Source organism: Kushneria konosiri (assembly GCF_002155145.1).
Lineage (GTDB): Bacteria > Pseudomonadota > Gammaproteobacteria > Pseudomonadales > Halomonadaceae > Kushneria > Kushneria konosiri.
The window spans coordinates 1,523,755-1,545,482 of the sequence record NZ_CP021323.1 but is presented as its reverse complement, the minus strand read 5'-3'; the positions used below and the strand labels follow the sequence as shown (position 1 = coordinate 1,545,482).

General features: G+C 61.0%; 19 protein-coding genes. 5 read left to right on the top strand and 14 right to left on the bottom strand.

What is annotated here, in order from left to right; translation table 11 throughout:
* Nucleotides 1–154: 154 nt before the first annotated feature.
* From B9G99_RS07220 to hemE, 8 genes are all read right to left on the bottom strand, one after another.
* Nucleotides 155–1,975 carry a methyl-accepting chemotaxis protein gene (locus B9G99_RS07220; RefSeq protein WP_086621440.1) on the bottom strand — a complete coding sequence of 607 codons (1,821 nt, stop codon included), beginning with the start codon at nt 1,973–1,975 and terminating at the stop codon, nt 155–157.
* 195 nt (nt 1,976–2,170) lie between these two features.
* Nucleotides 2,171–3,985 carry a methyl-accepting chemotaxis protein gene (locus B9G99_RS07215; RefSeq protein ID WP_158521453.1) on the bottom strand — a complete coding sequence of 605 codons (1,815 nt, stop codon included), beginning with the start codon at nt 3,983–3,985 and terminating at the stop codon, nt 2,171–2,173.
* A 161-nt stretch (nt 3,986–4,146) separates the two neighbouring features.
* Nucleotides 4,147–4,875, bottom strand: a complete 729-nt coding sequence (locus B9G99_RS07210; protein WP_086623358.1) for an amino acid ABC transporter ATP-binding protein — start codon at nt 4,873–4,875, stop codon at nt 4,147–4,149.
* 101 nt (nt 4,876–4,976) lie between these two features.
* Nucleotides 4,977–6,083, bottom strand: a complete 1,107-nt coding sequence (locus tag B9G99_RS07205) for an amino acid ABC transporter permease (protein ID WP_086623357.1) — start codon at nt 6,081–6,083, stop codon at nt 4,977–4,979.
* A gap of 7 nt (nt 6,084–6,090) precedes the next feature.
* Nucleotides 6,091–7,284, bottom strand: a complete 1,194-nt coding sequence (locus B9G99_RS07200; RefSeq protein ID WP_086621438.1) for an amino acid ABC transporter permease — start codon at nt 7,282–7,284, stop codon at nt 6,091–6,093.
* Entirely contained in the window at nt 7,229–8,404 is a 1,176-nt protein-coding gene (locus B9G99_RS07195; RefSeq protein WP_086623356.1) for an amino acid ABC transporter substrate-binding protein, read from the bottom strand. The genes B9G99_RS07200 and B9G99_RS07195 overlap by 56 nt, the downstream gene beginning before the upstream one ends.
* A gap of 246 nt (nt 8,405–8,650) precedes the next feature.
* Entirely contained in the window at nt 8,651–9,184 is a 534-nt protein-coding gene (locus tag B9G99_RS07190; protein ID WP_086621437.1) for a thiol-disulfide oxidoreductase DCC family protein, read from the bottom strand.
* Nucleotides 9,153–10,217: a uroporphyrinogen decarboxylase gene (hemE, locus tag B9G99_RS07185; RefSeq protein WP_086623355.1), complete on the bottom strand. Its 1,065-nt coding sequence runs from the start codon at nt 10,215–10,217 to the stop codon at nt 9,153–9,155. Before hemE ends, B9G99_RS07190 begins: the two co-directional genes overlap by 32 nt.
* Nucleotides 10,218–10,433: 216 nt before the next feature.
* Here hemE and ribA point away from each other — a divergent pair, with 216 nt between their 5' ends.
* Together ribA and B9G99_RS07175 are read left to right on the top strand one after the other, a co-directional pair.
* Nucleotides 10,434–11,066 (top strand): GTP cyclohydrolase II, encoded by a 633-nt coding sequence (gene ribA / locus B9G99_RS07180; RefSeq protein ID WP_086621436.1) that lies wholly within the window; start codon nt 10,434–10,436, stop codon nt 11,064–11,066.
* Between the two features lie 242 nt (nt 11,067–11,308).
* Nucleotides 11,309–11,800: an acyl-CoA thioesterase gene (locus B9G99_RS07175; protein WP_086621435.1), complete on the top strand. Its 492-nt coding sequence runs from the start codon at nt 11,309–11,311 to the stop codon at nt 11,798–11,800.
* 30 nt (nt 11,801–11,830) lie between these two features.
* Here the strand turns inward: B9G99_RS07175 and djlA are convergent, their stop codons facing one another.
* The 4 genes from djlA to xseB form a co-directional block, all read right to left on the bottom strand.
* Nucleotides 11,831–12,592, bottom strand: a complete 762-nt coding sequence (gene djlA / locus B9G99_RS07170) for a co-chaperone DjlA (RefSeq protein WP_086621434.1) — start codon at nt 12,590–12,592, stop codon at nt 11,831–11,833.
* Nucleotides 12,593–12,624: 32 nt separating this feature from the next.
* Complete coding sequence (gene dxs, locus B9G99_RS07165) at nt 12,625–14,523, bottom strand: 1-deoxy-D-xylulose-5-phosphate synthase (RefSeq protein WP_086621433.1); 1,899 nt, start codon at nt 14,521–14,523, stop codon at nt 12,625–12,627.
* Nucleotides 14,524–14,616: 93 nt separating this feature from the next.
* Nucleotides 14,617–15,516: a (2E,6E)-farnesyl diphosphate synthase gene (gene ispA / locus B9G99_RS07160; RefSeq protein WP_227875973.1), complete on the bottom strand. Its 900-nt coding sequence runs from the start codon at nt 15,514–15,516 to the stop codon at nt 14,617–14,619.
* Between the two features lie 10 nt (nt 15,517–15,526).
* Nucleotides 15,527–15,832 carry an exodeoxyribonuclease VII small subunit gene (gene xseB, locus B9G99_RS07155; RefSeq protein ID WP_086621432.1) on the bottom strand — a complete coding sequence of 102 codons (306 nt, stop codon included), beginning with the start codon at nt 15,830–15,832 and terminating at the stop codon, nt 15,527–15,529.
* A 385-nt stretch (nt 15,833–16,217) separates the two neighbouring features.
* Here xseB and serA point away from each other — a divergent pair, with 385 nt between their 5' ends.
* The 3 genes from serA (at nt 16,218) to B9G99_RS07140 (ending at nt 19,621) form a co-directional block, all read left to right on the top strand.
* On the top strand, nt 16,218–17,465 hold the full coding sequence (gene serA / locus B9G99_RS07150; RefSeq protein WP_086621431.1) for a phosphoglycerate dehydrogenase: 1,248 nt from the start codon (nt 16,218–16,220) through the stop codon (nt 17,463–17,465).
* Between the two features lie 311 nt (nt 17,466–17,776).
* The gene (locus B9G99_RS07145; protein WP_086621430.1) at nt 17,777–18,658 is read left to right on the top strand and encodes an NAD(P)-dependent oxidoreductase; all 882 of its coding nucleotides are present in this window, start codon (nt 17,777–17,779) and stop codon (nt 18,656–18,658) included.
* A 156-nt stretch (nt 18,659–18,814) separates the two neighbouring features.
* On the top strand, nt 18,815–19,621 hold the full coding sequence (locus B9G99_RS07140; protein ID WP_086621429.1) for a phosphatase PAP2 family protein: 807 nt from the start codon (nt 18,815–18,817) through the stop codon (nt 19,619–19,621).
* Nucleotides 19,622–19,698: 77 nt separating this feature from the next.
* Here the strand turns inward: B9G99_RS07140 and B9G99_RS07135 are convergent, their stop codons facing one another.
* A complete protein-coding gene (locus tag B9G99_RS07135; RefSeq protein ID WP_086621428.1) occupies nt 19,699–21,168 on the bottom strand; it encodes a sodium:solute symporter family protein in 1,470 nt (489 codons plus the stop codon).
* 101 nt (nt 21,169–21,269) lie between these two features.
* Complete coding sequence (locus tag B9G99_RS07130) at nt 21,270–21,665, bottom strand: RidA family protein (RefSeq protein ID WP_086621427.1); 396 nt, start codon at nt 21,663–21,665, stop codon at nt 21,270–21,272.
* Between the last annotated feature and the right edge of the window lie 63 nt (nt 21,666–21,728).

Here is a 21,728-nt window from a genome sequence, read left to right as displayed (position 1 = left end):
GCAGGCGTCACATGACCTCAGCCGAGCAGATAAAGGGGGTGCGTCGATATCGCGACGCGTGAGAAGACGTTAACGACGCCGCGGGAAGCAGACTTGAGGTTCTCGCTTTTCCAGAGCCAAAAAAAACGGCCCCGCAGGGCCGTTGTAAAAAGCATCAGGCGTGGGCGCGCTCGCTGAGTCGAAACACTCCGATAATCTGCGTCAGGCGCTGCGCCTCCTGAGAAAGCGAGTCGGACGCGGCCGCGGACTCTTCCACCAGCGCCGCGTTCTCCTGAGTCATCTGATCCAGCTGGGTGACCGCCTGATTGACCTGAGAGATGCCGGTATTTTGTTCATTGGCCGCGGTGGTGACTTCACTGATCAGGCCGTTGACCCGCTTGATCTGACTAACGATATCGGCCATTCGCTCGCCGGCGCGTTGCACCAGCGCCTGACCATTGGTGGTTTTGGTGACCGAATCATCGATCAGCTGCTTGATATCGCGGGCCGCCTGGGTGCTGCGGTTGGCCAGCGTGCGCACTTCGGCGGCCACAACGGCAAAGCCTCTGCCCTGCTCACCGGCACGCGCCGCTTCGACCGAAGCGTTGAGTGCCAGCAGGTTGGTCTGAAAGGCAATCGAATCGATCACCTGGATGATATTGGCCATCTCGCTCGACGAGGTGCCGATGTCCTGCATGGTGCCAACCACCTCGGTCATGACCTGCCCGCCTTCCTCGGCGGCCTGCGTGGCCTGCGCGGTGAGCTGGGCGGCGTGACGCGAGGACTCCGCGGAATTGGCCACCGTACTGGTCAGCTGTTCCATGGCGGCGGCTGACTGCTCAAGGCTGGCCGCCGTGGTCTCGGTACGCCGCGACAGGTCCATGCTGCCGGTCGAGATTTCCGAAGAGGCCAGACGCACGTTCTCGCTGCTGTCGCGCACGTCGCTCATGACGTGATCGATCCGCGCCACGAAGCGATTAAATGAACGAGCGATCTGGTTGACCTCGTCATTACGACTCGACAGCGGCAGGCGCTGGGTCAGGTCACCCTCACCCTCACTGACCTCCTGCATCGCATCGCGTACTTCATGCATGCGGCGGAAAATCGGCGTCAGCAGTGCCCAGATCAAAAGCGCGGCCAGAATGCCTACCACGATCAGGGCAATCACCGTGGTCCTGACCAGGCTCATCATGCCGGCCATGGCCTCGTCACGGTCCAGCGCCATGACCAGCGTCCAGCTGGTGCCCTCGATCGGCACCGCCGACAGCAGCACTTGCTGTCCACGCAGGGTCATGTCGCGCAGCAGTTCCGAGCCGGCCATCTGCGTCAGGGTCTGGGGCGTCAGGCCGGCATCCAGCTCGGTGGCCGGTTTCAGAATCAATGACTTATCGGCATGCGCAATGATGGCGCCGTCGGTATTGACCATGAAAGCGTAACTGCTCGGCGTGGGATCGACGGAGTTGACGGTATCGATGACGGTATCCATGGCCACATCCGAGCTGACCACACCCACTGTCTGGCCGTCACGCACGATGGGCGAGGCAAAGGAGACCACCAGCTTGCCGGAAGAGGCGTCCATGTAGGGCAGCGTGGCGATGGCGTGCCCGGCCGCCACGGCTTGCTGATACCAGGGGCGCTGGGTCGGCCTGTAAGTCGGCGGAATTTCCCAGTCCACATCGCTGGTGATATAGCGATCATTATTGAAGCCGGCATAAACCGTGATCATGTCACCGGCATCCGCCGCCAGAATAAAGCGCGAGAGCGCATCCTCGGTCAGCGCCTGACGTCCGGCGGCTTCCACCACATCTCTTTTGGCGTGGCTCCAGTCGCTGATGGCGGTGGCGTAGCCTTCCGCGACCGCGGCCTGAGAGTGGGTAATGGATTGCGTATTGTACTGGCTGGTGACGTAGTAGGTCGCAATACCGGTCAGTGTCAGGGCAAGCAACACGATCGCCAGGCAAAACACCAGAATGCGGGTACGAATGGAAGTCGGCACGAAAGGCTCTCTTGTCATGAATAGGGTCAAAACATCTGTCCTCCATAACGGCACCCGTGGTACTCGACTTGATGTCCGCCATCAACATCAATAGCTGCCGCTATCGCATCGATAGCGAAACCCGGACCGTGAGTATAAAAAGCCCCCGCCACAGTATGATGGTGACGAGGGCTCAGGGCAGGTAATGACACCGGATCAGGAAATGCCGTGCTCGCGCAGCCGGAACGCCCCCACCGTGGTCGCCAGGCGCCGGGCCTGCTGACTGAGCGACTCGGCAGCGGCGGCCGATTGCTCCACCAGCGCGGCGTTTTGCTGGGTCATGTCATCGAGCTGGGTAATCGCCTGATTGACCTGACCGATGCCGGTGGACTGCTCGCTGGTGGCGCGACTGAGCTCATCAATCACCGTGCTGACCCGCCCGACCCGCTCGACGATGTCACCCATCGCCTGACTGGCTGCATCCACCAGCTCCGCCCCGCTGGAGGTTTCACGGCTGGAGGTGGTGATCAGCGCCTTGATGTCGGTCGCCGCCTGAGCGCTGCGGTTGGCAAGATTACGCACTTCCTGTGCCACCACGGCGAAGCCGCGACCCTGTTCGCCGGCCCGGGCTGCCTCGACCGAGGCGTTGAGTGCCAGCAGATTGGTCTGAAAGGCGATGCCGTCGATGACATCGACGATTGATTCAATCCTGCCCGACGTTTCACGGATGCGCGCCATGGTCGCCACCACGTTCTGCATCTGCTCGCCGCCGCCGCGCGCCATGCCGGCCGCTTCATGGGCCAGACCGTTGGCCTCCTTCGTCGAGGTGGCCGAGTGTTCCACGGTGCTGGTCAGCTCCTCCATCGCCGCGGCAGACTGTTCCAGACTGGCCGCCGTGGTCTCGGTGCGGCGGGAAAGGTCGTGCCCGCCGGAGGAAATTTCACCGGCCGCGTTCTCAACCTGACTCGAGGCATCCCGAATCTCGATCAGCGTGTCATTCATGCGATCGGCAAAGGCGTTGAAGGCAGTCGCAATGGCGGAAATTTCATCACGCCCTTCAACCGGCAGACGCCGGGTCAGGTCGCCCTCACCGCAGGCAACGTTTTCCATCGCCTCACGGGCCCGTTGCAGGCGCGCCAGTACGGGCTTGAGCGCCAGCCAAAGCACCAGTGCTGCCACCAGCGTGCTGATCAGCAGCGCCACCAGCGTGGTATTGCGAATCGAGGCCAGGCCTGCCAGCGCCTCATTGCGATCCAGCGCAATGTTGAGCTGCCAGTCAACGCCCGGGATGGGTGTGGCCGAGATCAGATAGTCATGATCGTTGAGGCTGACGTCGGTCAGGGCATCGCGTCGCGCCATGTCGGCCAGCGCCGTGGCGCTCAGCGCTGGTGACAGATCGGTGGCGGGCTTGAGAATACGCTCGGCATCGGCGTGCACAATGATGCGACCACTGCCATCGGTGATGAATACCCGGCTTGAAGGCGTGGGGCGAATATTCAGCGTCTGTGCGCTGACCTGATCCATGACCGCATCGGCGGCCACGACGGCCATGGTCTGTCCGTTCACCACGACCGGGGTGGCGAAGGCCAGCGCCAGTCCGCCCGTCATGGCGTCCTGATAGGGCTCGGTCACAATGGTGTTACCCGCGGCAGCGGCCTGCTGGTACCAGGGGCGCTGGGTCGCGACAAAATCTGCCGGCGGTGTCCAGTCATTGGAAAACAGGGCGCGCCCGTCCTGCCAGGCCACATAGGTGACCGACAGATCCCCCGCCTCATTGGCCTTGCGAAGCCCCGCCATGACATCACCCTCTTCAAGATGATGGGCCACGGACTCCACGATACGGCGTCGGCCATCAAACCACTGAGCAATGGTATCTGCCCCGCTTTTGCCCAGTGCCGAGGCACTTTGCTGGGCCGTTTGAAGCTGTGCTTCACGACTGGCGGTATAGATCGTGATGCCGGTCACGACCAGCGCCATGGCCACAAGAGCCATACAGATCAACTGAATACGAGTACCAATGGAGCGCCGCATGGAAAATCCCTTCATTGCGTCAGACATCAAGAGGATCAATTAACGACGCCAGGGGATCAGAGCTTGAGCACAGCGAAGGATCATGAATGAGGCATTTAAAAAACCGGCCGGGGAGGCCCCGGCCGGCGGAGAAGGCAACGGCGTCCATTGCCTGACGCCCCTCAGTGCCCCAGTATCTGACCGAGAAACTCGCGGGTACGCGCCGAGCGGGGGGCGTTAAAAAAGGTCTCGGGCGGAGCGGCTTCGATGATCTGCCCTTCATCCATGAAGATCACTCGATCCGCCACGGTTTTGGCAAAGCCCATCTCATGCGTGACACAAAGCATGGTCATGCCCTCATTGGCCAGCTCGATCATGACGTCAAGCACCTCCTTGATCATCTCGGGGTCGAGTGCCGAGGTCGGCTCGTCAAAGAGCATCACCTCCGGATGCATGCACAGCGCCCGCGCAATCGCCACACGCTGTTGCTGACCGCCGGAGAGCTGGCCCGGATACTTGTGGGCCTGATTGGCAATCCGCACCCGCTCCAGATATTCCATCGCACTTTTTTCGGCCTCGCGTCGGGGCTTTTTCTGCACCCAGATCGGCGAAAGACAGCAGTTTTCCAGCACGCTCAGATGCGGAAAGAGGTTGAAGTGCTGAAAGACCATGCCGACGTTGCGGCGGATCTGCTCGATGCGCTTGACATCGTTGGTCATGGCAATGCCATTGACCACGATCTCTCCCTGCTGATGCGCCTCCAGATGGTTGATGCAGCGAATCAGGGTCGACTTGCCCGACCCCGACGGCCCGCAGATGACGATGCGCTCGCCGCGGGCCACGCTCAGATCGATATCGCGCAGGACGTGAAAGTCCCCATACCACTTGTTCAGCCGCGAGATCTCCACCATGGGGGCCGTCTCACCTGCGGTGGCAGCCCCTTGCCGGATATCGTTCATGACAGACACTCCTGAACCACGACACGCCCGTGCCGTGATGATGGTGATTGCTGTTAACGCTGATAGCCCTTGTCGAGACGGCGCTCGATGATCTGGCTATAACGCGACATGCCAAAGCAGAAGACCCAGAACACCAGCGCTGCGAAGACGTAGCCCTCGATGGCAAAGCCCAGCCAGTCGCTATCGGTCAGCCCGGCCTGAATGATCGACAACACGTCGAAAAGCCCGATGATCAGCACCAGTGAGGTGTCCTTGAACAACGCAATGAAGGTATTGACGATGCCGGGAATGACCAGCTTTAACGCCTGGGGCAGAATGATCAGCCGCATGCGCAGCCAGTAGCCCAGCCCCAGAGCGGCACCGGCCTCCCCCTGTCCCTTGTCGATGGCCTGCAGTCCGCTGCGCACCACCTCTGCCATATAGGCACTCCAGAACAGCATGATGCCGATCAGCGCTCGCAGTAGCTTGTCGAACTCCACCTCGGCCGGTACGAACAGCGGCAGCATGACCGAGGACATGAACAGCACCGTAATCAATGGCACCCCACGCCAGAACTCGATGAAGACGACGCAGATGGCCCGAACCAGCGGCATTTTCGAGCGCCGTCCCAGCGCCAGCACGACCCCCAGCGGCAGCGAGCCCACGATGCCGACCGCGGCAATGGTCAGGGTCAGCATCAGCCCGCCCCAGGCCCGCGTTGGCACATGAGCCAACCCGAACACGCCGCCCAGCAGCAGTATCCAGGCAATGATCGGCAGGCCGACCAGCGCCATCAGTGCCGCCACCCTTTTGCCCGGCAGACGCGGGATGACCAGCCAGGCGATCAGGGCAAAGAAAAGCCCCAGCACGATATCCACCCGCCAGCGCTCGGCCACCGGATAAAAGCCATAGATAATCTGGCTCCAGCGCGTGGAAATGAACACCCAGCAGGCCCCGTCACCGGTGCAATCGGCGCGCGAACTGCCCACCCAGTCGGCCTCGATCAGCGCCCAGTCAATGACCGGCCAGACCAGGCGCACGATCAGCAAAAGCGTCACGATCGACACCACGGTGTTGATCGGTCCCGAGAAAAGCCGCGTACGCAGCCAGTACACGGGCCCGCCCTGTGGTGTGGGCGGTGGGCGCGAGGCGACAAGTTTCTCTTCACTGTCAGAAGACATGGCCATCTCAACGCTCCTTGAGCGACATGCGCGCGTTATAGAGATTCATCAGCGCCGACACGACCAGCGAAATGCTCAGATAGACCAGCATCGTCATGGTCATGACCTCAATCGCCTGACCGGTCTGGTTGAGCGTGGTGCCGGCAAAGACTGCGACCAGATCGGGATAACCGATGGCCGTGGCCAGTGATGAATTCTTGATCAGGTTGAGATACTGACTGGTGACCTGCGGCACCATCACCCGCATGGCCTGGGGAATGACGATGCGACGAAGGGTCAGACCGCCCGGCAGTGACAGCGAACGCGCCGCCTCGGTCTGGCCACGCGGCACGGACTGAATCCCCGAGCGCACGATCTCGGCAATAAAGGCCGCGGTGTAGATCGATAGCGCGACCCAAAGGGCGACCAGCTCCGGCAGCACCTGCATGCCACCCCGGAAGTTGAAACCGGAAAGCTCCGGCACTGACCAGGACAGTGGCGACCCGGTCGCCCAGAACACCGCGAGTGGCAGGGCGATCAGAAGCGCTAGGCTCAGGGGCAGTACCGGCCACTGCGCCCCTGTCGCCGCCTGCCGCCGCCGGGCCAGAATCACCAGTGCGATGACCGCAAGGATTGCCACCCCCAGCGCAATCGGTGTGGCCGCAAAACCGGGCTGTGTCTCGGGCGCGGGCATGACAAGGCCGCGGACATTGAGAAAGAAACTGTCAAACACCGTAATGCTCTGGCGCGGTGAAGGCAGCGCGCGCAATACGGCGAAATACCAGAACAGAATCTGCAACAGCAGCGGAATATTGCGAAAGATCTCGACATAGGCCCCGGCCAGCCGGGCCAGCAGCCAATTGGGCGACAATCGCGCCAGCCCGACCAGAAAACCGATGATCGTGGCGGCGACAATCCCCAGCGCCGAGACCAGCAGCGTATTGGCAAGCCCCACCAGGAAGGTACGCCCATAGGTGCTGACGTTGCTGGAATAGTCGATCAGGGTCTGGGAAATCGAAAATCCGGCCCGATGGTCGAGAAACCCGAAACCGGTGCGAATGCCTCGGGCATCCAGGTTCGCCATGGCGTTGTGCACCAGAAAGGCGATGATGCCCAGCACGGTCGCCAGCAGCAGTCCCTGAAAAAACAGGGCACGTACCGCCGGGTCACGCCACAGCGGTCCGCGACTGCGACGTGGAATGGATGTGGAGGGACGCAACATGAGCAGTAGTCTCCAAAGCCGTGATGGCCGGCCTCAAAGGCCGGCCCTGCGTCAAGGACAACGCGCCTTTGCGCGTGGCGTTCGCCCTACCGCACCGGCATGCCGTATTGAAGCCCCCCTCGGTCCACAGCGCGTTTTCGCCGCGATCAAGCTCAAGAGGCGAGCCCTTGCCGACGTTGCGCTCAAAGATTTCACCGTAATTGCCGACCTGCTTGATGATGTTGTAGGCCCAGTCGTTGGACAGCCCCATCTGCTCGCCGAAGTTACCATCCTTGCCCAGCAGACGGGCATCGTCGGGAGATTTGGGCGTATCGCGCATCTGATCAACGTTGGCACTGGTAATACCGGACTCCTCGGCATTGAGCATGGCGTAGAGCGTCCAGCGCACCACCTTCATCCACTGCTCGTCCCCCTGGCGCACCACCGGACCCAGCGGTTCCTTGGAGATCCGCTCAGGCAGGATCACGGCGCTTGTCGGGTCGGACAGCTGCAACCTCAGCGCCGCCAGCTGGGAAGAATCAGACGTCAGCACGTCACAGCGTCCGCTGTCGAAGCCGGCGGCGGTCTGATCGGCTTCATCGAAGCTGACCGCGTTATAGGTCATGTCGTTGGCGCGGAAGTAATCGGCCAGATTGAGTTCCGTGGTGGTACCGGCAGAAACACAGACCGAGGCACCATCCAGTTCCTTGGCACTCGAGATGCCAAGATCCTTGTTCACCATCATGCCCTGACCGTCATAGAAGGTGACGCCGGCAAAGGTCAGTCCCATCGAGTTATCGCGCGAGGCCGTCCAGGTGGTGTTGCGCGAGAGCAGATCGACCTCACCGGACTGCAGGGCGGTAAAACGCTCCTTGGCGGTCAGCGGGGCAAAGGTGACCTTGCCGGGGTCTCCCAGTACCGCCGTGGCCACGGCGCGACAGACATCGACATCGATACCCTGCCACTGCCCCTGAGCGTTGGGCGAGGAAAAACCTGCCAGCCCGTCACTGACGCCGCAGCGCAGCTGGCCACGACTTTTCACATCATCCAGCGTGGCACCATGGGAGGTCGATGGCGCCAGCGTAGCGATCGCCAAAAGCCCTGCGGTTGATGCCCATGCCCACGGTTTTGTTATTGTCATGTCCATTGCAACACTCCGGGTTGTTGAATGATGCGACGTCATGGCACCTGCCAGTGACGTCCATGATGGTGTTGCAAGGAGTGTTCCAGAATGTAAAAAAACAGCGCCGAAGCACTGTTTTTCAAGGAAAAGTGAGGAGATTTCGGTCAGCCTGTTGCCGACACTTCGATCAAGCAGAAGCACGTAACGCCATCATCCGGTGCGGATGCCCACAACAGCGCACCACAATGGTGCCGAGCAGAAATATCAGACATCGGCCAGCGTCATGGGCAGGGAAAGACGAGCGCACTGCGCCTCCGTCAGAGTCTTCAAAAGCCGCGACTGAACGTACCCGCCCATGCCAGGGTCGCTGGCCAGCCGCTTGCGATAACGTCCCACCAGCTGATAGACGCCGTCACGCACTGGCGTTGGCACGAAACGCAGACCGGCCGCCGCCGACCAGGGCGGCGTCAAGGCTTGCGCCGTTCGCCAGAGCCCGTCGCTGTCGCGATAAAGGATACCGTCCCGGATGAGCCACATGCTGTCCAGATCATCGGCATCCTGATCAAAATGCGCGCCCAGTTGATGTCCCAGCGCAGATTGCAGGGTCACCAGCCCGGTAATCGGTCGCGCCTCATGCGCGAGAATAAAATGGACCGCACGGCGACACAGTGGACAGTCGCCGTCAAAGACCACCAGCTGACCCGGCCAGTCCGGGTCCGCTGGAGACGTATCACCCCTGTCAGCGAGGGGACTGTCCTTTATGGAACTATCCGCGGTGGTACTGGGGGCTGAGTTCATGTAACGCCTCGATGAAGGCCTGCACGTTCTCGATCGGGGTAAACTGGGAAATGCCGTGGCCCAGATTGAATACGTGACCGTTGCCCGGCCCATAGCTTTCCAGGATGCGCGCGACCTCGTCGCGAATGACCTTCGGCGAGCCGAACAGCGCCGACGGATCAAGGTTGCCCTGCAGCGCCACCTTGTCTCCCACGCGGGCGCGGGCATCGCCCATTTCGGTGGTCCAGTCCAGTCCGACGCCGTCGGCACCGATGTCGGCGATGCTCTCAAGCCACTGGCCGCCGTTTTTGGTAAAGACGATCACCGGTACTCGACGCCCGTCATGCTCACGGATCAGACCGCGCACAATCTTTTCCATATAGGCCAGCGAGAAGGTCTTGTAGGCCGGCGTCGATAGCGCCCCACCCCAGGTATCAAAGATCTGCACCGCCTGGGCACCGGCACGAATCTGGGCGTTGAGATAGTCGGTCACGGCCGTGGCCAGAGTATCGAGCAGCTGGTGCAGCGCGGCCGGGTCGCCGTAGAGCAGACCCTTGACGTGTCTAAAGTCCTTGCTGGGACCGCCTTCCACCATATAGGTCGCCAGCGTCCAGGGGCTGCCCGAAAAGCCGATCAGCGGCACACGGCCGTTGAGCTCGCGCCGGATCGTCGAGACCGCGTTCATGACGTAATCGAGATCGCGATCGGCATCGGGCACCTTCAGAGCATTGATTGCCGCAGCGTCCCGGACCGGACGCTTGAACATCGGCCCTTCGCCCTGCACAAAGTAAAGCCCCAGATCCATGGCATCGGGAATGGTGAGGATGTCGGAAAACAGGATGGCCGCATCCAGATCAAAGCGCTCCAGCGGCTGCAGGGTCACTTCACAGGCCATGTCGCGGTTGCGGCACAGGTCCATGAAGCTGCCGGCCTGCTTTCGAACCCTGAGATATTCGGGAAGGTAACGGCCTGCCTGGCGCATCATCCAGACCGGTGTACGGTCAACGTCCTGCCGCGCCAGAGCGCGCAAAAAGCGATCATTTTCAAGAGTCATGCAGACAAGATCATCCGACAAAAAAATGTTGCTTCATTGTAGCTCAGACAGTCCTGCTGCAGGAGAGCCCATCATGGTGCAATATGTAGGGTCTGTCCTTTGCCCCCCCCCGACATCACCGGGCACCATCGTGGCACGTGTAGATAAATGCAACCTGCGCTGCCAGGATAGCCTCTACAGTCAACATGACGGCTTGCCAACAATATTGAGGTTACCGTGACGATCAGATTTATCGCCAGTTCGCGTCTCCCCATGCCATGGGCCACGTTTACCATGCATGGTTTTGAAGATGACGAAACCGGCAAGGATCATGTTGTCCTCACGCTGGGCGATGTGGCCGATGGCGAGCCCGTGCTGGCTCGCGTGCATTCCGAATGCCTGACCGGTGACGCCCTCTTTTCAATGCGCTGCGACTGCGGCTATCAGCTTCAGGTTGCGCTCAAGCGTATTGCCGAAGAAGGCCGCGGTGCCCTGCTGTATCTACGTCAGGAAGGTCGTGGCATTGGCCTCATGAACAAGATCCGGGCCTATCACCTTCAGGATGGCGGCGCCGACACGGTCGAGGCCAACGAGGCGCTGGGCTTTGAGGCCGACATGCGGCGCTACGACATCTGCATTCCGATGCTGGAAAAGCTCGGCATTAACCGGCTGCGGCTGATGACCAACAATCCGCGCAAGGTTATCGCCCTGCAAAACGCCGGCATCGAAATCAGTGAGCGCGTACCGCTGACCACCGGCCTCAATGCCCACAACGAGCAGTATCTGTCGACCAAGGCCGGCAAGCTCGGCCACATGATGGCCCTTGAAGAGTTCGAACTCGCTCGCAATGTCGACCGCGAGCGCGGCTAAGCCCGGGGCGTCCAACGTTCAGTGTCAGAGCATGCCTTTCAAAAGAACGCTCAGGCCCTGCCACAGCTGCTTTTATGATCTCCCCCGATAAATGACATCGCCGCGATCCATTTCGATCGCGGCGATGTCACATTTGCTCATCGCAAACCGGCTTGCCATGCGATAGCGCCCTCGAACGGGAAGGGATGAGGTATGCTCGAGGTCGAGCGCCTGACCATAATAAAACGTAAAAGAGAGAGAGAATGGACACACCACGCCACCAGATCACCATGACCGTCCTGATGACGCCGAACATGGCCAATTTTTCCGGCAAGGTTCACGGCGGCACGCTGCTGAAATATCTTGATGAAGTGGCCTACGCCTGTGCCAGCCGCTGGGCCGGTCACTACGTGGTGACGCTGTCGGTGGATCAGGTCATGTTTCGCCAGCCCATCCATGTCGGCGAGCTGGTGACCTTTCTGGGCTCGGTCAACTACACCGGCCGCTCGTCAATGGAGATCGGCATCAAGGTGATTGCCGAGGACATTCGCGCCGGCGTGGTCCGCCATACCAACAGCTGCTACTTCACCATGGTGGCGGTCGGTGATGACGGCAAGTCGGTCGAGGTGCCCCAGCTCGAACCCGCCACCGACGTCGAGCGTCAGCGTTTTGAATCAGGGCTCAGACGCCGCGAGCTGCGCCGCGAGATGGAGCAGCGCTTTCACGAGATTCGCCATCGCGAAAGCACCGAGTAAGTGCCCCTCCAGCACGGCCCCGGATAATGGCTATCCGCGGGCCTGCTGGATGCGCTCATAGGCGTTGCTGATTTCGCTGGTGCGTTGCTCCGCCATGCGCCGCATGCTGTCAGGCATCCCCTTGCCGGCCAGCTTGTCAGGGTGATTCTGGCTCATGAGCTTGCGATAGGCCCGCTTGACCTCGGCATCCGTGGCTTCCGACGACACGCCGAGCACCCGGTAGGCTTCTTCCAGCGGCTGGGCGCTCTCCTGAGTCCCACCACCGCTGGTCGCTGCGTTGAGCATCGCCTCGAGACGTGCCATCTCCTCTTGTGAACAGCCAAGGCCCCGCGCCACACGCATCAGCATGTCGCGCTCGGACTGCTCGACCCGGCCATCGGCGGCCATGGCCACGAGCTGCACCTGGAAAAAGACCTGCAACAACCCGCGCTGCGCACCCACAATCTGGCGCAGTCCGGCAAGCTCGGCCTCAAGATCAAAGCCTGTTTGCTGACCACGCTCAAAATCGGCGCGCGCCTTGTCACGCTGGGCACCATTGAGGTTAAGCCGGTCAAATACCGCCTCGGCACTGCGGCGCTCATGCTCGGACACCTCGCCATCGGCCCGGCTCATGGCGCCCATGACCGAGAAGGTGGCCGAAAGAAAGCGGGTCTGGCGCTCGGCCAGCTTCCCGATCAGCTTGACGCGCAGCCAGCGCACCAGCGCGTAGCCCAGAATGCCTCCGATCAGAAGCCCGGGCAGTCGGCCGATGGCGTAGCCGATCATGGCGGCAATAAAGATGACAATCAGCATGTGTCGATTCTATGTCCGTTGGTTTGAGAGAGTCAGCGACCCAGGCGGCGGCGAATAGAGGCTTCAATACCCTCGGCATCCAGCCCGCATTCGGCCAGCAGCTCACCCGGTGTACCGTGCTCGATGAAATGATCGGGAATACCAAGGTGCAGAAGCGACGTGCGGACATCCGAGGCGGCCAGCAACTCGCCAACACCGCTGCCCGCTCCGCCGGCAATGACGTTCTCCTCGATCGTCACGATCAGACCATGCGCATCGGCCGCGGCAAGCACGGCTTCGCTGTCCATCGGCTTCACAAAGCGCATGTCATACACCGTGGCATCAAGACGCTCGGCGACCTCGAGTGCCTGGGTCAGCAGACTGCCGAAAACCAGCAGCGCTACGCCCTGATCGCCCTTTTGGCCTTCACGGCGCAGATCGGCCCGGCCGATCTCAAGCGGCTCCAGCCCCGGCTCAAAGGCGGTGCCCGGCCCGGTACCGCGCGGATAACGTACCGCCGCGGGGCCTTCGTACTGATAGGCCGTGGTCAGCATGCGATAGCACTCTCGCTCATCACTGGGCGCCATGATCACCATGCCCGGCACACAGCGCAGATAGGAAAGGTCCATCGTGCCGTGATGGGTCGCGCCGTCCTCGCCGACCAGACCGGCCCGGTCGATGGCAAAGGTGACATCCAGCCCCTGCACGGCGACGTCGTGGATCAGCTGATCATAGCCACGCTGCAGGAAGGTGGAGTAGATCGCTACCACCGGCTTGACGTCCTCACAGGCCATACCGGCGGCAAGCGTCACTGCATGCTGCTCGGCGATCGCCACGTCGTAGTAGCGATCCGGGTACTCCCTTGAAAAACGAATCATGTCGGAGCCTTCGCGCATGGCCGGCGTAATGCCCACCAGGCGCGGATCGAGGCTTGCGCTATCACACAGCCACTGGCCGAAAACGTTGCAGAACTTGAACTTCTTCGGCGCAGGTACCGGGGGGGCCTCGACCTTCTCCTTTTCGAGCTTGGTGATGGCGTGATAACCGATCGGGTCGCCTTCGGCCGGCTCGAAGCCCTTGCCCTTGCGGGTGACGATATGCAGAAACTGCGGACCCTTGCGGTTTTTAAGATCGCGCAGGGTGCGAATCAGAAGCGGCAGGTCATGGCCGTCGATGGGGCCGACATAGTTGAAGCCCATCTCTTCAAAGAGCGTGGCAGGCGTCAGCATGCCCTTGACGTGCTCTTCGGTACGCCGGGCGATATCGAGGGCGCCGGGCAGGTGTGAGAGCACCCGCTTGCCGCCCTCGCGCGCGGCCACATAGGGGCCGCTATTGAGGATGCGCGCCAGGTAGGTGGCCATGCCGCCGACATTTTCCGAGATTGACATCTCATTGTCATTGAGCACCACCAGCATGTTGGCATCGACATGGCCGGCATGCGCCAGCGCCTCGAATGCCATGCCGGCGGTCAGGGCACCATCACCGATCACGGCACACACACGACGATTGTCGCCGCGGGTACGGGCTGCCAGTGCCATGCCCAGTGCCGCCGATATGGAGGTGCTGGAGTGGCCAACGCCGAAGGTGTCATAGGGTGACTCCTCGCGGCGCGGGAAGGCCGCCAGCCCCTGGTAGCGGCGCATGGAACCCATCGCCTCGCGCCGGCCGGTGAGAATCTTGTGGGGATAGGTCTGATGCCCCACGTCCCAGACCAGCCGATCATGAGGTGTGTTGTACTGTTGGTGCAGCGCAATGGTCAGCTCGATGACGCCAAGACCGGCGCCAAAGTGCCCCCCTGTACAGCCGACGCTGTAGAGCAGATAGGCCCTGAGCTCGTCGGCCAGACGCAGCAGTTGCTGCTCATCGAGACTGCGCAGGTCGGATGGCGCCTCGATACGATCGAGCAGCGGCGTGGCCGGTCTTTTGGTGGGGATATCGTCAAACAGCTTCATAGCGCCTCAATGGCCTGTCAGGATCCTGTCCCTGGTCCTGTAATGCCCCGGGACATCAAAGGGTATCTTGTCCGGCATCACGCCGGGGTCGTCTCAGTGATCCCGCTCGATCATGTAGCGGGCAAGTGCTGCGAGTGTGTCGCCGCGCTCGCCCAGCGGTGCCAGTGCGGCCAGCGCCTGATCCAGCAGGTCACGGGCCCGGAGACGGGCCTCTTCAAGGCCCAGCAGTGCCGGATAGGTCGGCTTGTCACGCAGCGCATCAGCCCCCTGGGTCTTCCCCAGCACCTCGGTCGATCCGGTCACATCCAGAATGTCATCCTGAATCTGAAAGGCCAGACCGATGGCGCGGGCATACTCGCCAAGAGCTTCAAGATGCACCGGCTGCACGCTCGGGGCAGCCAGCGCCCCCATCGACAACGCGGCCTCGATCAGGGCGCCGGTCTTGTGATGATGGATTGCCATCAGTGCGTCAACATCGAGCTGACGACCCACGGCGTCCAGATCCAGCGCCTGACCACCGGCCATGCCGGCGCGTCCGGCACAACGGGCAAGCGTTGCGACCATCTCGGCCGCGCGAGGCTGCCCTGTTCCCGCCAGCACCTCGAAGGCCAGCGTCTGCAGGGCGTCTCCCGCGAGCAGCGCCGTGGCCTCATCGAAGGCACGATGGCAGGTCGGACGTCCGCGGCGCAGATCATCGTCATCCATACAGGGCAGATCATCGTGAACAAGCGAGTAGGCATGGATCAGCTCAATGGCCACGGCCGGCGCCTCAAGCGCCGCGTCATCTGCTGCCAGCGCCTGACCGGCGGCATAGACCAGAATGGCCCGCAACCGCTTGCCACCACCCAGCACGCTATAGCGCATGGCCTCTTCAAGCCGGGAGGCCCGAGCCGGCGCGGCACTTTCCAGCACCGTACTCAGCTGCGTTTCGATCCTGTCGCGCCATGTTGCCATCAGCACGCCGACATCCACTCTCGCCGTCTCCACCGTCATGTCTCACCCATCATGCGTCATTGTCCTGCGATTGTTCATTCGGCGGTGACACCAGAGCGCCATCCTCCTGCACCAGCAGCTGTTGCACCCGCAGCTCGGCCTGTTCGAGTCGAGCGCGGGCATCTCGCACCAGCGCGATGCCTCGCTCGAAGTCCTCAAGCGACGCTTCAAGCCCCGACTCCCCGGACTCAAGGCGCCTGACCAGCTGTTCAAGCGCGGCCAGGGTGCCGGCGAAGTCGGACGGGGTCTGTATCGCGGACGTCGATGACGCCGCCGCCTGATCGTTTAAATGAGCGGACTCGGGCCGTTGTGTCATGCATTATCCTGTGAACGCCGGAACATGGCTTGAGATCAAGATGTCGGTCACGACCAGGCGCCGACCACCTGCAAGTATACACATCCGTTACGCTTTTGACGCCGCCTGCCCCTCGCATCAGGACGCTGGCCTCAAGGCGGGTGACCAACAGGTTCATGCACCGGATTCATAACGCGCACGCAGAGCTTTCACGGTGCCGCGCGAGGCAGGGCCATGCACCCTGACCGGCGTCATGATAGGATACTCCCCCGCCGAGTCGGGCCATTCGGGCAGCCTCTCCCGCTGCCTTATCGATGCCCGATGACTTTCGGCCGACATCGGGTCATGCCCGCTATCGCTATTGTTACTTTCCCTCAGGCCAGCCGATTAAAGGGTTGATGCACACATGGCTAAAACGTCTCTGGACAAGAGCAAGATCAAGGTTCTGCTGCTCGAGGGCGTCCACCAGTCCGCCGTGGACAACTTTCAAAATGCCGGTTACAGCAACATCGAGCGACTGACGACGTCGTTGAGCGAAGAGGATCTGATCGAAAGGATCCGGGATGCCCATTTCATCGGTATTCGCTCGCGTACGCAATTGAACGAACGTGTGTTGAATGCCGCCGAGCGCCTGGTGGCCATTGGCTGTTTCTGCATCGGCACCAACCAGGTTGATCTGCCGGCCGCGCTCAAGCTCGGTATCCCGGTATTCAATGCGCCCTACTCCAATACCCGTTCGGTCGCTGAACTGGTACTGGCCGAGACCATCATGATGCTGCGCGGCATCCCCGAGAAAAACGCCCGGGCCCATGAGGGTGGCTGGCTGAAATCGGCCAGCCATTCGTTCGAGGCCCGTGGCAAGACGCTGGGTATCGTCGGTTACGGCAGCATCGGTGCCCAGCTGTCGGTACTGGCCGAGTCGGTCGGCCTCAACGTCATCTATTACGACACCATCACAAAGCTTGGCATGGGCAATGCTCGCCAGGTCGGCAGCCTGCAGGAACTGATGGCGCGCGCCGACATCGTTACCCTGCACGTGCCCGAAACGCCGGCCACCACCTGGATGATCGGACGTGACGAGCTGGCGCTGATGAAGCAGGGCAGCTATCTGATCAACGCCTCGCGCGGCAAGGTCGTGGACATTGAAGCACTGGCCGAGGTGCTTGAATCCGGCAAGCTGCTGGGCGCCGCCGTTGACGTCTTCCCGGTCGAGCCCAAGGGCAATGACGAAGAGTTCGTCTCGCCGCTGCGCAAATTCAATAACGTGATTTTAACGCCACACATTGGCGGCTCCACGGTCGAGGCGCAGGAAAACATCGGCGTTGAAGTCTCCGAAAAGCTGATCACGTTTTCCGACAACGGCACCACCATCACCTCGGTCAACTTCCCCGAAGTCGCCCTGCCCTCGCATCCGGACAAGCATCGCCTTCTGCACATTCACGCCAACGTGCCGGGTGTACTCTCCGAGATCAACCACGTGCTGGGCGATGAAGGCATCAACATCTCCGCCCAGTTTCTGCAGACCAATGAAGAGGTCGGTTACGTGGTCATCGATGTCGACAAGGCCTATGGTGAACAGGCGCTCAACGCCCTGCGCGAGGTCAACCATACCCTGCGTACGCGAGTGCTCTACTCTCAGGCCGACAGTGAGTAATCCACGGCCGACCGCCCAAAGAGGATGATGCCATGAAGGACCCGCGGCTTTTGATCGTGATCGTGGCAGGCATCGTACTGGTGCTGTTTTTTGTCTTTGCAGCACTGGCCTGACGTACTTTCCCCGGGCCATCAGCGGGCGTCCTGAAGACAGGGCGTTCGCTGTTCCATTGAATCGCTCCTCCAGACAGACCTCTCACCCTGCCAGTCTTTCCTGCCCTTACGGGCGTATCAAGGCATTTAACGTTCACGTTCCGGCTGACCGGGACTACGCTGGAATGATCCTTTAACGCAACTGATGGAGCGTCATGCATGTCATATCACAGCACGGTGGCTGTCCTTGGCCTGGGCGCCATGGGGCACGCCTTTGCCGCCAACCTTTTGAAAAACGATTTTGCAGTACGGGTCTGGAATCGTACCCATTCACGTGGAGACGACCTGGCCGAACAGGGCGCCTTCAACGCTGACAGCGCCAGTGATGCCGTCAGCGGTGCACAATTTGTCATCACCATGCTGCCCGACTTCGAGACGACTCGTGACGTCCTGCTTGGTAACGGCGGCGCGCTGGAACATGTGCCCGACAAGGGCGTGGTGATCCAGATGGGCACCATTGGCGTTGAACAGACCGAAACGCTGATTCGCGAGATCGAGACGGCACGTCCGGATGTGATCTTCATCGATGCGCCGGTTTCCGGCACCAAGGCACCGGCCGAGCAGGCCACCATCTCGGTGCTGGCCAGCGGCGATCAACAGGCGGCCGATGGGATTGATACGGTCTTCAACGCCATCTCAAAGCGGGTGGTCTGGCTGGGAGAGGCCGGGCGTGGCTCGCGCATGAAGCTGATCGTCAACGCCTGGCTGATCCACATGATGCAGGGCATTGCTGAAAGCGCCCGTCTGGCCCGCACGCTCGGGTTCTCGACTGATGAGCTCTGGTCAGTGCTCGACGGTGGCCCGCTGGCTGCACCCTATGTGAAGGCCAAGCTCGACAAGATCGGCAATGAAGAGTACAGCGCCCAGATGGCGCTGGAATGGGGCCTCAAGGATGCCCGTCTGGCGCTCGAGGCCGCTGGTGATACCGATCTGCCGGGACTGGTTCGCATCAGCGAGATCTGGCGTGATGCGGTGGATGCCGGCCTTGGAGAACAGGACATTGCCGCCATTCACGCCTATCTGAATGGCCATCATCACTGAAACATCGAGTAAACCTGCCTGGCGGCCTGTCACGCTTTAGTCACAGGTCGCATCTTTTTTACAAAGACCACCTGCTCATGCACACAATGACACAATCGTAATGTCATGAACCTTTCATACTGGCGTCACATTAAAGTGACCTTATCGTGAACGCTCATGACCTCACTCTCTTCTCGACACATCGACAGTGTCAATGATTCCGGGCTCGTCCGGGAAAGTCTGATCGCACTGGCTGCACTTTTTCTGGTCATTTCGACCACCCTAATTACATTCGTCACGCCACTGGACCTGGAATACCAGCTGATGCTGACGATCAATCAGATGGCCCAGAAGAGTGAAACCTTCGACTATGTCATGCATGCCCTTTCCGAGCTGCATCTGATCTCCGGCGTCATGCTGGTTGCAGGCTTCTGGGCAGTCTGGTTTACCCCTTCACTGGTGAACCGCCGTGTGGAACTGCTGACCTGCAGTATCGCAGCGTTTGGATCGGCTGCCGTCAGTCGCATCATGCAAAAACTGACGCCGGAGCACCCACGGCCGCTGCAGGACCAGGTGTTGAACATGACGCCGCCGACCGGCATCGATGCCCAGACCCTGCATGACTTCAGCTCGTTTCCCAGCGATCATGGCGCCGTCTATATTGGTCTTGCCTGGGTGATCTGGCGTCTGCATCGTCGCCTGGGGCTGGCCGCGTTCGCCTTTGCCGCCCTGCTCTGCTTTACCCGTATCTATCTCGGCTTCCACTTCATCACCGACATCATCGGTGGTGGTGCACTGGCCATTCTGACCGTACAGATTGCCCTGCTGCCGCCGTTTCAGCGCATTGGCGGCTATATGGCTGGCTTCAGCCAGACAAGGCCGCAATGGTTCTATCCGCTGGCATTTCTCGGTTGCTACGGTATCGCCACACTCGCAGACGAGCTGCGCGAACTGGTCGGCGGCCTGCTTCGCGTGATGTTTTAGACAGACTTGCCCAGACCGGACATCAGATAAAGGGGCGCCCCAACCATCGGGGCGCCCTTTTTCATGAGCCATCCTTCTCAGGGTCTGGCAGTCGGCATTTCCATGCGGGCGCGCTCTTCATCGAGCAAGGCCAGCGCCTGTTGACGCGTCACCCTTGAACGCGGCGTCATGAGCGTCACCGTGACACCCACCAGCACTGCCACCACCACGGCCGGAATACTGGGATTGCCCCAGAAGGCTTTCATGGCGGCGCTGGAAGAAACGATCAGTGAGGTGATGGAGGCCGCAACCAATGTGGCGATGGCACCCTGCCAGTTGTAACGATCCCAGAATCGTCCCAGCATCCCGCAGACAAAAAGCCCCGACATGACAGTGGCAATCATGGTGGTGATGTAGGTGATGACGTTATCGGTCATCAGCGCAAAGGCCAGCGCCAGACCAATGGTCACGATCAGTGCGAAACGTGAAAACAGCACCACCTTTTCCGGGGCAGGCACATGCCCGGTCACCATGACCCACAGGTCACGCATCATGATGGCCACCCCCGCCAGCGCATCGGAGCTGGCGCTTGACATCGTGGCTGAAAGCCCCGCGATCAGCACCAGCATGCCCAGTCCCATTGGCAACACCTGAGTGGCCAGATACGGAAAGGCGTAGTTGCTGTTCTCCAGATCCGGGGCCAGCGTATGGGCCGCCATGCCGACAATCGCCGGAATAATGGAAAAGGCCAGATAGAGCACGCCGGTGAAAAGAAAGGAGTAGCGTACGCTGCTCACCGACTGCGCCGAATAGATACGCTGACGATAGGACGGTGTGGCCAGCACGCCTACACCGACCACGACCGCCAGCGACAGTGCCGGCACCAGCCCCAGCTGCGCCACGCCAAACCAGCTCTCGGCCGCTCCCGGGCTCATGTTGTCTCCCAGATGCGAGAACCCACCGATATCGACCAGCGCAAACACCGCCATGGCGATAAACCCCAGAAAGAGCAGCACGGCCTGCACGGTATCGGTCCAGACTACCGCCATGTAGCCACCGATCACGCAATAAAGCCCGAAACCGATGGCCACAATCACCTTGGCCAGCCCCAGATCAATGCCGGCAATCCAGGAGAGATACATGCCGCCGCCCAGGATATGCGCCCCCAGCCAGCCGATGCTGGCCACATAGATCAGCACCGCCACCACATTGCGCACCAGGCGGCTGCCGCCCACGTAGTATGAAAGCTCTTCACTCATGGTCATGAAACGAAGCCGGCGCATGGGCGCGAACCACCAGGCCAGCAACAGAATGCCGATTGCCCCACCGATCCCATACAGCGCCCCGCCCCAGCCATTGTTATAGCCAAAGCCGACTGCGCCCATGCTCGAGCCCGTCCCCACCATGGTGGCCACGGTTGTGCCGATGGTCAGAAAGACGGGCACACCGCGCCCGCCCAGCAGAAAGCTGTCGCCATCACCGCGATGGCGGCGCGACATCACGCTGCCGAACACGATCATGGCCAGCAAAAAGGCGAAAAATCCGATCAGAAAGAAGGTGGTATGCATGGAAGGACCTCTTGTGATTATTGGGCAGGTCGTCTGATGCCATGATGGTCTGATGACAGGAGGTATCGGATTGGTGAAGGCTCACCAATCCGGTAGCAGGCCTATCCCCTGCGATCAGCCCTGAAGCACTTCATGTCCACCTCGACCTTGCAATCCACTACCAGGTCCTGAACGCTGCAGATGCGCGCCGGCGGATGGTCGCCAAAAATCTCGGCAAAGACCTTGTTGAACGAGCTGAAATAGCGTGCATCGGTCAGCACGGCCGTGACATGCACCACATCCTCCACGCCATAACCGGCGTCCTTCATGATCGTCAGGCAGTTCTCGAACGCGAGCCTTGACTGCTCGATGATGCCGCCTTCAACCACCTCGCCATCGGTCATCGGGGTCTGCCCCGAGACAAACAGCCAGCCATCCGCCTCGGTCGCCTTTGCAAACGGCAGCTTCTGCCCGCCAGTGCCGATACCGCTGCCAGTGCCATAGCGCTTGATGCTCATGTATTGCTCCTGTTGATAAGAAAAGGGGTAAAAAATTGATGTCACAAAATGTCGTCGTGGATC

Excerpts from the sequence above, each read along its gene's own strand:
- B9G99_RS07215 (WP_158521453.1), bottom strand. The coding sequence starts at position 3,985 with ATGCGGCGCTCCATTGGTACTCGTATTCAGTTGATCTGTATGGCTCTT.
- B9G99_RS07210 (WP_086623358.1), bottom strand. The coding sequence starts at position 4,875 with ATGGTGGAGATCTCGCGGCTGAACAAGTGGTATGGGGACTTTCACGTC.
- B9G99_RS07205 (WP_086623357.1), bottom strand. The coding sequence starts at position 6,083 with ATGTCTTCTGACAGTGAAGAGAAACTTGTCGCCTCGCGCCCACCGCCC.
- B9G99_RS07200 (WP_086621438.1), bottom strand. The coding sequence starts at position 7,284 with ATGTTGCGTCCCTCCACATCCATTCCACGTCGCAGTCGCGGACCGCTG.
- B9G99_RS07195 (WP_086623356.1), bottom strand. The coding sequence starts at position 8,404 with ATGACAATAACAAAACCGTGGGCATGGGCATCAACCGCAGGGCTTTTG.
- B9G99_RS07190 (WP_086621437.1), bottom strand. The coding sequence starts at position 9,184 with ATGAACTCAGCCCCCAGTACCACCGCGGATAGTTCCATAAAGGACAGT.
- hemE (WP_086623355.1), bottom strand. The coding sequence starts at position 10,217 with ATGACTCTTGAAAATGATCGCTTTTTGCGCGCTCTGGCGCGGCAGGAC.
- B9G99_RS07175 (WP_086621435.1), top strand. The coding sequence starts at position 11,309 with ATGGACACACCACGCCACCAGATCACCATGACCGTCCTGATGACGCCG.
- djlA (WP_086621434.1), bottom strand. The coding sequence starts at position 12,592 with ATGCTGATTGTCATCTTTATTGCCGCCATGATCGGCTACGCCATCGGC.
- dxs (WP_086621433.1), bottom strand. The coding sequence starts at position 14,523 with ATGAAGCTGTTTGACGATATCCCCACCAAAAGACCGGCCACGCCGCTG.
- ispA (WP_227875973.1), bottom strand. The coding sequence starts at position 15,516 with ATGACGGTGGAGACGGCGAGAGTGGATGTCGGCGTGCTGATGGCAACA.
- xseB (WP_086621432.1), bottom strand. The coding sequence starts at position 15,832 with ATGACACAACGGCCCGAGTCCGCTCATTTAAACGATCAGGCGGCGGCG.
- serA (WP_086621431.1), top strand. The coding sequence starts at position 16,218 with ATGGCTAAAACGTCTCTGGACAAGAGCAAGATCAAGGTTCTGCTGCTC.
- B9G99_RS07145 (WP_086621430.1), top strand. The coding sequence starts at position 17,777 with ATGTCATATCACAGCACGGTGGCTGTCCTTGGCCTGGGCGCCATGGGG.
- B9G99_RS07140 (WP_086621429.1), top strand. The coding sequence starts at position 18,815 with ATGACCTCACTCTCTTCTCGACACATCGACAGTGTCAATGATTCCGGG.
- B9G99_RS07135 (WP_086621428.1), bottom strand. The coding sequence starts at position 21,168 with ATGCATACCACCTTCTTTCTGATCGGATTTTTCGCCTTTTTGCTGGCC.
- B9G99_RS07130 (WP_086621427.1), bottom strand. The coding sequence starts at position 21,665 with ATGAGCATCAAGCGCTATGGCACTGGCAGCGGTATCGGCACTGGCGGG.